General features: G+C 42.5%; 6 protein-coding genes and 1 other annotated feature. Of the genes, 1 reads left to right on the top strand and 5 read right to left on the bottom strand.

Annotation, left to right across the window (positions count from 1 at the left end):
- From KHB02_RS29130 to guaB, 5 genes are all read right to left on the bottom strand, one after another.
- On the bottom strand, window positions 1-486 hold a 486-nt coding region (locus KHB02_RS29130; protein WP_476739054.1), incomplete at its 3' end, for a serine--tRNA ligase.
- Window positions 487-542: 56 nt separating this feature from the next.
- Window positions 543-765, bottom strand: a binding site (T-box leader).
- Window positions 766-821: 56 nt separating this feature from the next.
- Window positions 822-1,415, bottom strand: a complete 594-nt coding sequence (pdxT, locus tag KHB02_RS29125) for a pyridoxal 5'-phosphate synthase glutaminase subunit PdxT (protein WP_213148389.1) — start codon at window positions 1,413-1,415, stop codon at window positions 822-824.
- A gap of 1 nt (window position 1,416) precedes the next feature.
- Window positions 1,417-2,298, bottom strand: a complete 882-nt coding sequence (pdxS, locus tag KHB02_RS29120; protein WP_213148390.1) for a pyridoxal 5'-phosphate synthase lyase subunit PdxS — start codon at window positions 2,296-2,298, stop codon at window positions 1,417-1,419.
- Between the two features lie 167 nt (window positions 2,299-2,465).
- Window positions 2,466-3,791, bottom strand: coding sequence for a D-alanyl-D-alanine carboxypeptidase family protein (locus KHB02_RS29115; RefSeq protein WP_213148394.1), 1,326 nt, complete (start codon window positions 3,789-3,791; stop codon window positions 2,466-2,468).
- Between the two features lie 251 nt (window positions 3,792-4,042).
- On the bottom strand, window positions 4,043-5,506 hold the full coding sequence (gene guaB, locus KHB02_RS29110; RefSeq protein WP_213148391.1) for an IMP dehydrogenase: 1,464 nt from the start codon (window positions 5,504-5,506) through the stop codon (window positions 4,043-4,045).
- Window positions 5,507-5,612: 106 nt separating this feature from the next.
- Between guaB and KHB02_RS29105 the strand changes: the two genes are divergently transcribed.
- The gene (locus KHB02_RS29105; RefSeq protein WP_213148392.1) at window positions 5,613-6,560 is read left to right on the top strand and encodes a YaaC family protein; all 948 of its coding nucleotides are present in this window, start codon (window positions 5,613-5,615) and stop codon (window positions 6,558-6,560) included.
- Window positions 6,561-6,685: the final 125 nt, after the last annotated feature.

The raw sequence follows: 6,685 nt of genomic DNA, 5'->3' as shown, positions 1-6,685 counted from the left end.
GCGGCTGCCGGTCACCTTTCCTGCTCGTTCAAAATCAAGAATTCCCAAATGGTCAGCTACATCCCAATGTGGTTTCGCCTCAAAGCCGAACTCGCGGACCTGGCCCCATTTGCGGATTTCTACGTTATCGTCTTCTGTCTCGCCGATAGGCACAGTTTCATGGGGAATATTTGGAATGCTAAGCAATAATAGCTCTAATGTTTCCTCAACGCCTCTTAGTTCATCGTCGAGTTCCTTGATGCGGTCGCCAACCTCACGCATTTCCTTGATAAGGTGATCGGCATCCTGCTTCTCGCGTTTTAATACAGCAACTTGCTGAGAAACTTCATTCCGCTTGGATTTCAGTTTTTCCGCTTCGACAATTAATTCGCGTCGTTTAACGTCTAAATCTTCAAATCGGCCTAAGTCTGTTAAATCTTCCCCGCGATGCTGCAGCTTTTCTTTAACTTCGGCAAAATTGGCTCTTAAATACTTCAAATCCAACATGCTTAAACACTCCTTTATTATTTATCCGAGGGCAAACAAAAAACTCCCGCCCCTAAAACAGGGACGAGAGTTAACCCGCGATACCACCCTGGTTGACAGACGAATCTGTCCACCTTAAAAATGTAACGGTTTTTCACCGAGAGTCCTTACTAGCCTCGTGATGAGGTGTTCCGCACTCTACTCGAGGAGGGATTCACAAGTCTTATTCACCGGTTCACACCAGCCACCGGCTCTCTTTAGAATAAACCTCTTGCTACTAGTTCCTCTCATTGCTTTTGCATATTTCTAATTTGTATAACTTAGAGTACTATATTTATTTGCCAAAAGCAACCAATCTATACAGGCTGTTTTTGATTTTTTGCTTCTTTTACCATCTCAACAAAGTAAGCTGTAAGACGATGGTCATCTGTTAGTTCTGGATGAAACGAACAGCCTAAAAATTGCCCTTCACGCGCTAAAACAATGCGGCCATCATGCTTTGAAAGAATCTCGACATTTTCGCCTGCCTCTACGATATGCGGGGCCCTGATAAAGACTGCAGGGAAGTCACCTGCGACATCTTTCACAGAAAGGTCGGCCTCGAAGCTATCCACCTGACGTCCAAAGGAGTTGCGTTCAACCGTAACGTCCATCACACCTAGGTGAGGCTCACTGTATCCGACGATGTTTTTTGCCAAAAGAATAAGGCCTGCACAGGTACCGAACATTGGTTTACCTTCCAGGGCAAATTCCTTTAAGGAATCCATAAAATCATATTTATCGATCAGCCGGCGCATTGTCGTGCTTTCTCCACCAGGGAGAATAAGGCCATCAACGTCCTTTAATTCTTCTTTGTGTTTAATGGCAACGGCTTCGACACCACAAGCTTCTAATGATTGAATATGCTCACGAACTGCTCCTTGTAATGCGAGAACGCCTACTTTAATCATTTTACCACCCACGCTCCTGCATGCGAGCTTCAGGGGCTAATGAAGAAATTTCGATACCCTTCATTGGAGTTCCAAGATCCTTTGAAAGTTCAGCAATCAATTTATAGTCTTGGTAATGAGTTGTTGCTTCAACAATCGCTCTTGCAAATTTCGCAGGGTTTTCTGATTTAAAGATACCAGAGCCAACGAATACACCGTCTGAACCTAATTGCATCATTAACGCTGCATCAGCAGGTGTTGCAACACCACCAGCAGCAAAGTTAACAACAGGAAGGCGGCCATTGCGCTTAATTTCAAGCAATAATTCAAATGGTGCACCTAATAGCTTTGCTTCTGTCATAAGCTCATCTTCGTTCATGCTTACAACCTTGCGAATCTGTGCGTTAACCTTGCGGATATGGCGGACAGCTTCTACGATGTTGCCAGTTCCCGGTTCGCCTTTTGTACGAAGCATAGATGCTCCTTCGCCAATACGGCGGGCAGCCTCTCCCAAGTCGCGGCAGCCGCATACAAATGGAACAGTAAAGTCACTCTTTAATAAGTGAAACTCTTCATCAGCAGGTGTTAATACTTCACTTTCATCGATATAGTCTACACCAAGTGCTTCAAGTACACGTGCTTCCACAATATGGCCGATACGAGCCTTAGCCATAACAGGGATTGAAACAGCGTTAAGAACCTCTTCGACAATTCGAGGATCTGCCATTCTAGCAACGCCGCCAGCTGCACGAATATCAGAAGGTACGCGCTCTAGCGCCATTACCGCTACTGCGCCTGCTTCCTCAGCAATTTTTGCCTGTTCTGCATTAACAACGTCCATGATGACGCCGCCTTTTTGCATTTCTGCCATCCCACGTTTTACCCGATCCGTACCTGTTTTCATTTGTAAATCCCCCTTGTTTTTCCACGTCGAAAACGTTGATTATTTAGAAAATTCCTATTAATTCGATTGAATTATTTATTCCATAAAATCATTAAAGCAACAAAAAAGGATTCCTGTCAAGACAAGAATCCTTTCCAACATTTTACTTATAGGTTCTTTAGAGCTAATTAGAACCAGCCTTTAACACTGGAGGAGATGCCTCCCCAGACATCACCGAAAAATCCTCCGATGCCCCGCATCATTAGGACAAACCAATTTGCTTTCTCAACATCTTGGGCTGCAATGACATCTACTTGTAATTTGCTTTTGCCTTCCTCAGTTAAAAAGTTGACCTTATCGCTGTTTTTAGGCTCTATTGTTAAATAGCCGACCTTATCACCTTTTTTGATTGGTGCTGTTAGTTCACCTTTTTTGTTAATTTTATTTTTATCTAATACCAGTACCGGTTTATAATTTTCCTTTTCGCCATTTTCAATGACCATATTGATGGCTGACTTTGTATAAACTTTTACCTGGTCATTCTTCCCCTTAATAACAGGTATCGTTTTATGGCCCTTTACCTGATAATGCTTTGGTACAATGGTTTCTTTTGTTGTATTGGCAAATGCATAGTCAAACATTTTCTTAGTCTCATCGAAGCGGGCCTTATAGTCCCCTTTGCCGCTCGCATCTTTAGCATTTTGCACAACTGTGATAAACCGTTTGCCATCACGGCTGGCAGTACCGGTAAAACAGTAGCCGGCAAAATCGGTGGTACCCGTCTTAAGTCCGTCGACACCTTTATATCCATAATCCAAAGAAGGAAGCATCCAGTTCCAGTTAATCATATTAATTGCGTCAGAAGTGCCTTCACGAAATGTTTTCTTCGGTATGCTTGCCGTCTTTAACACTTCGGGATATTCATTGACTAGGTGGAAGGCAAGACTCGCTACCGCTCTTGGAGACATGACGTTTTCGTCTGTTTCACCGGTGCCTTCCGGATGCATGCCACGATATTCGGCATTATTTAAACCTGATGAGTTTACAAATTTATAATCCTTTAAGCCTAACTTTTTGGCTTTTTCATTCATCATTTTCACAAAATTGGTTTCAGACCCGGCAATTGTTTCGGCAATAGCAATCGTTGCTGCATTGGCAGAATAAATAACCATCGCTTCATACAACTCGCGGATTTTATATGTGCCGTCCTGGCGCAGTGGAACATTCGACAATGCGCGGTCTTGGGAAATTTTATAAACAAGATCACTGACGTTATATTCCTGATCCCATTTCACTTTTCCATGTTTAATGGCATCTAGTAAAAGATATTCAGTCATCATTTTTGTCATGCTGGCAATCCCCATGACAGTATCAGCATTTTTTTCGTATAACACTTTGCCTGATTCAGCATCTACTAATATGGCACCGTCCGCGTTGATGTTTAACGCTGCGGCTGCTTCCGCTTTATCTTGGCCCATGCCGGCAAAAAGGCTGAAGAACAAAATAACGGCCATTGCACTGGCAAGATACTTTTTAAAAACATGTTTATTCACATTAACGCCCTCCAAGATTTTTTACACTTTGGTTATTTTAACATAACTGCTTTATAAATCATAGAGAGAGCATCGAAGCATTCTTTTGCCAATTTTGATAGACTGCTAGAAATAGATAGGGCTTTTTTCATACGTAGTAGTAGTTGCTTTCCGCTCCAATCAACTAAGTAAAAAAATAAGAGCAGACTAAAAATCTGCTCTTACGTTGTTATTTACATTGAGTAGTTTGGTGCTTCTTTGGTGATTTGAACATCGTGCGGATGGCTTTCTCGTAAGCCGGCACCGGTCATTTTAACGAATTGCGCGTTCATTCGTAATTCTTCTAGGTTTTTCGTACCACAGTAGCCCATACCTGCACGTAAGCCGCCGACTAATTGATAAATGGTATCTGCCAATGGTCCTTTGTACGGAAGGCGTCCTTCGATGCCTTCTGGGACAAACTTTTTATTGTCCTCTTGGAAATAACGGTCTTTAGAACCCTTTTCCATTGCTGCGACTGAACCCATGCCGCGGTATACCTTAAAGCGGCGTCCTTGGAAAATTTCTGTTTCTCCAGGGCTTTCTGTTACCCCTGCAAGCATGCTTCCCAGCATCACGGCATGTCCGCCTGCTGCCAAAGCTTTGACGATATCACCAGAGTATTTAATACCACCGTCCGCAATAATCGTTTTCCCGTGTTTCATGGCTTCACCAGCACAGTCATAAACAGCTGTTATTTGCGGTACTCCGACACCAGCTACAACGCGTGTCGTACAAATCGAACCTGGTCCAATTCCAACCTTAACGACATCTACTCCGGCTTCGATTAAGGCCCTGGTTCCCTCTGCAGTGGCTACGTTTCCGGCGATAATCGCAAGGTTAGGGTAGGCATCTCTAATTTGCCTTACAGTGTCTAGCACACCCTTGGAATGCCCGTGTGCAGTATCGACTACGATTACATCAACGTTAGCCTTCACCAGCTTGTCGATCCGTTTCATCGTATCGCTTGTCACCCCAACTGCAGCTCCTGCCAATAGACGGCCTTGGCTGTCCTTTGCGGAATTTGGGAACTCAATCACTTTTTCAATGTCCTTAATTGTGATTAAACCTTTTAACACTCCCTGATCATCCACAAGAGGCAGCTTTTCAATTTTATGCTTTTGAAGAATTTGTTCAGCTTCCTTCAAGGTTGTCCCAACTGAAGCAGTAATTAGATTTTCCTTCGTCATGACATCAGAGATCTTGAAAGAGTAATCCTGAATAAAACGAAGGTCCCTGTTGGTGATAATGCCAACCAGACGCTGTTCCTCCATGTTGTTAACGATTGGAACACCTGAAATACGATATTTCCCCATTAGATGCTCTGCATCAAATACTTGGTGTTCAGGAGTCAGGAAAAACGGATCAGTGATAACGCCGCTTTCTGAACGCTTAACCTTTTCAACCTGTTCAGCCTGCTGTTCGATGGTCATATTCTTATGAATAATTCCAAGGCCGCCTTGGCGGGCCATAGCAATTGCCATTTCGGATTCCGTGACTGTGTCCATACCTGCACTTATAACTGGAATATTGAGCTTTACCGCAGGAGTTAACTCCACCTGCAAACTCACGTCGCGTGGCAGCACCTCTGATTTGCCAGGAATCAATAATACATCATCAAACGTTAATCCTTCTTTTGCGAACTTACTTTCCCACATATTAACAGCCTCCAGGTCAAAAAATATTATTTGTAGGTTATCAATTGGACAAAATACTGTCAAGGAAGAAATATTAGTAAGATTTTTCTGAAAAAGGTGATCTGCTTTGAATACGCCATTTAAAGGCTGGAAAAGCTACTCATGCTTTTTTTCAGCTGAATACTGTCAGCACTATTTGAAAAATAGCTATCTAAAGGGGAATATTGAGAATCCTGAACAAAAGAGCTATGAGAATGGATATGCCTTTTTATATTATCTCGAACATGGGCAAATCTATTATGAACAGGCAGAAAAAGCCCCGCTGGTTATTAAACCTATATTGCTTTTCTATGGCCTTGTCCATTTAATAAAAGCCTGCATCTTAACCGTAGATCCATCTTATCCGGAAACAACAGCGGTATTGGCACACGGTGTTTCCACCAGAAAAAGAAAAAAGCAAAATTATTTATTTTTTCAAGACGAAGTGAAATTACAAAAAAATGGACTTTTTCCATTTATGTCAGAAAAATTGTTTCACATGAAACAGCTTGAAGGGGAAAAAGTCCTAATGGAGGAATTACTACAGCTTATACCTGAGCTCGATGAATTATTCTTCATACTTATGAGGAAAAACAGCTTTGAAAAACTACATAGCAACGGCAGCCAGCTCCATATTCCCGAGAAAATACTGGATACCTATCATATGACCGGGAGTCGATTTAAAGAGTTTCTTGCCTCGAAATTTGCTAATGGGGTGGAATTCTCTGCTGATGAAGGAATCCATTTAATTTTGAAAAACAATCCGGTATCAGCCATTTCCCCTTTAAAATTCCACATGGAAGAAGGGTGCTGGACACTTCCAATAAACAAAGGGAAGCTTTTCAACTTCCCGGAACTGCTGATTCACTATTTATTGTTATACAACTTAAGCATGATCGCCCGTTATGAAACAGAATGGTGGAGCGAACTAACCAAAATGATGCCCAACCACGACTACCCCTTCATCGAAACCTTTTTACACATCACACTAAAAAAGGGGCCTTTTCTAGTCTATGACTACTTGATGGGAAAGTGAGGCACGGGGACGGTTCTCATGCATCATTCAAGCATAAATAACCAACAAAAAAAGACAACCTGAAAATGGTTGTCTCTTTGTTTGCCCGGCAGCGTCCTACTCTCACAGGGACTTGCGTCCCAACT

It is taken from the genome of Neobacillus citreus, from assembly GCF_018343545.2.
In the GTDB taxonomy this organism is placed as follows: Bacteria; Bacillota; Bacilli; order Bacillales; family Cytobacillaceae; genus Neobacillus; species Neobacillus citreus.
This window is presented reverse-complemented; position numbering and strand designations above follow the sequence as displayed.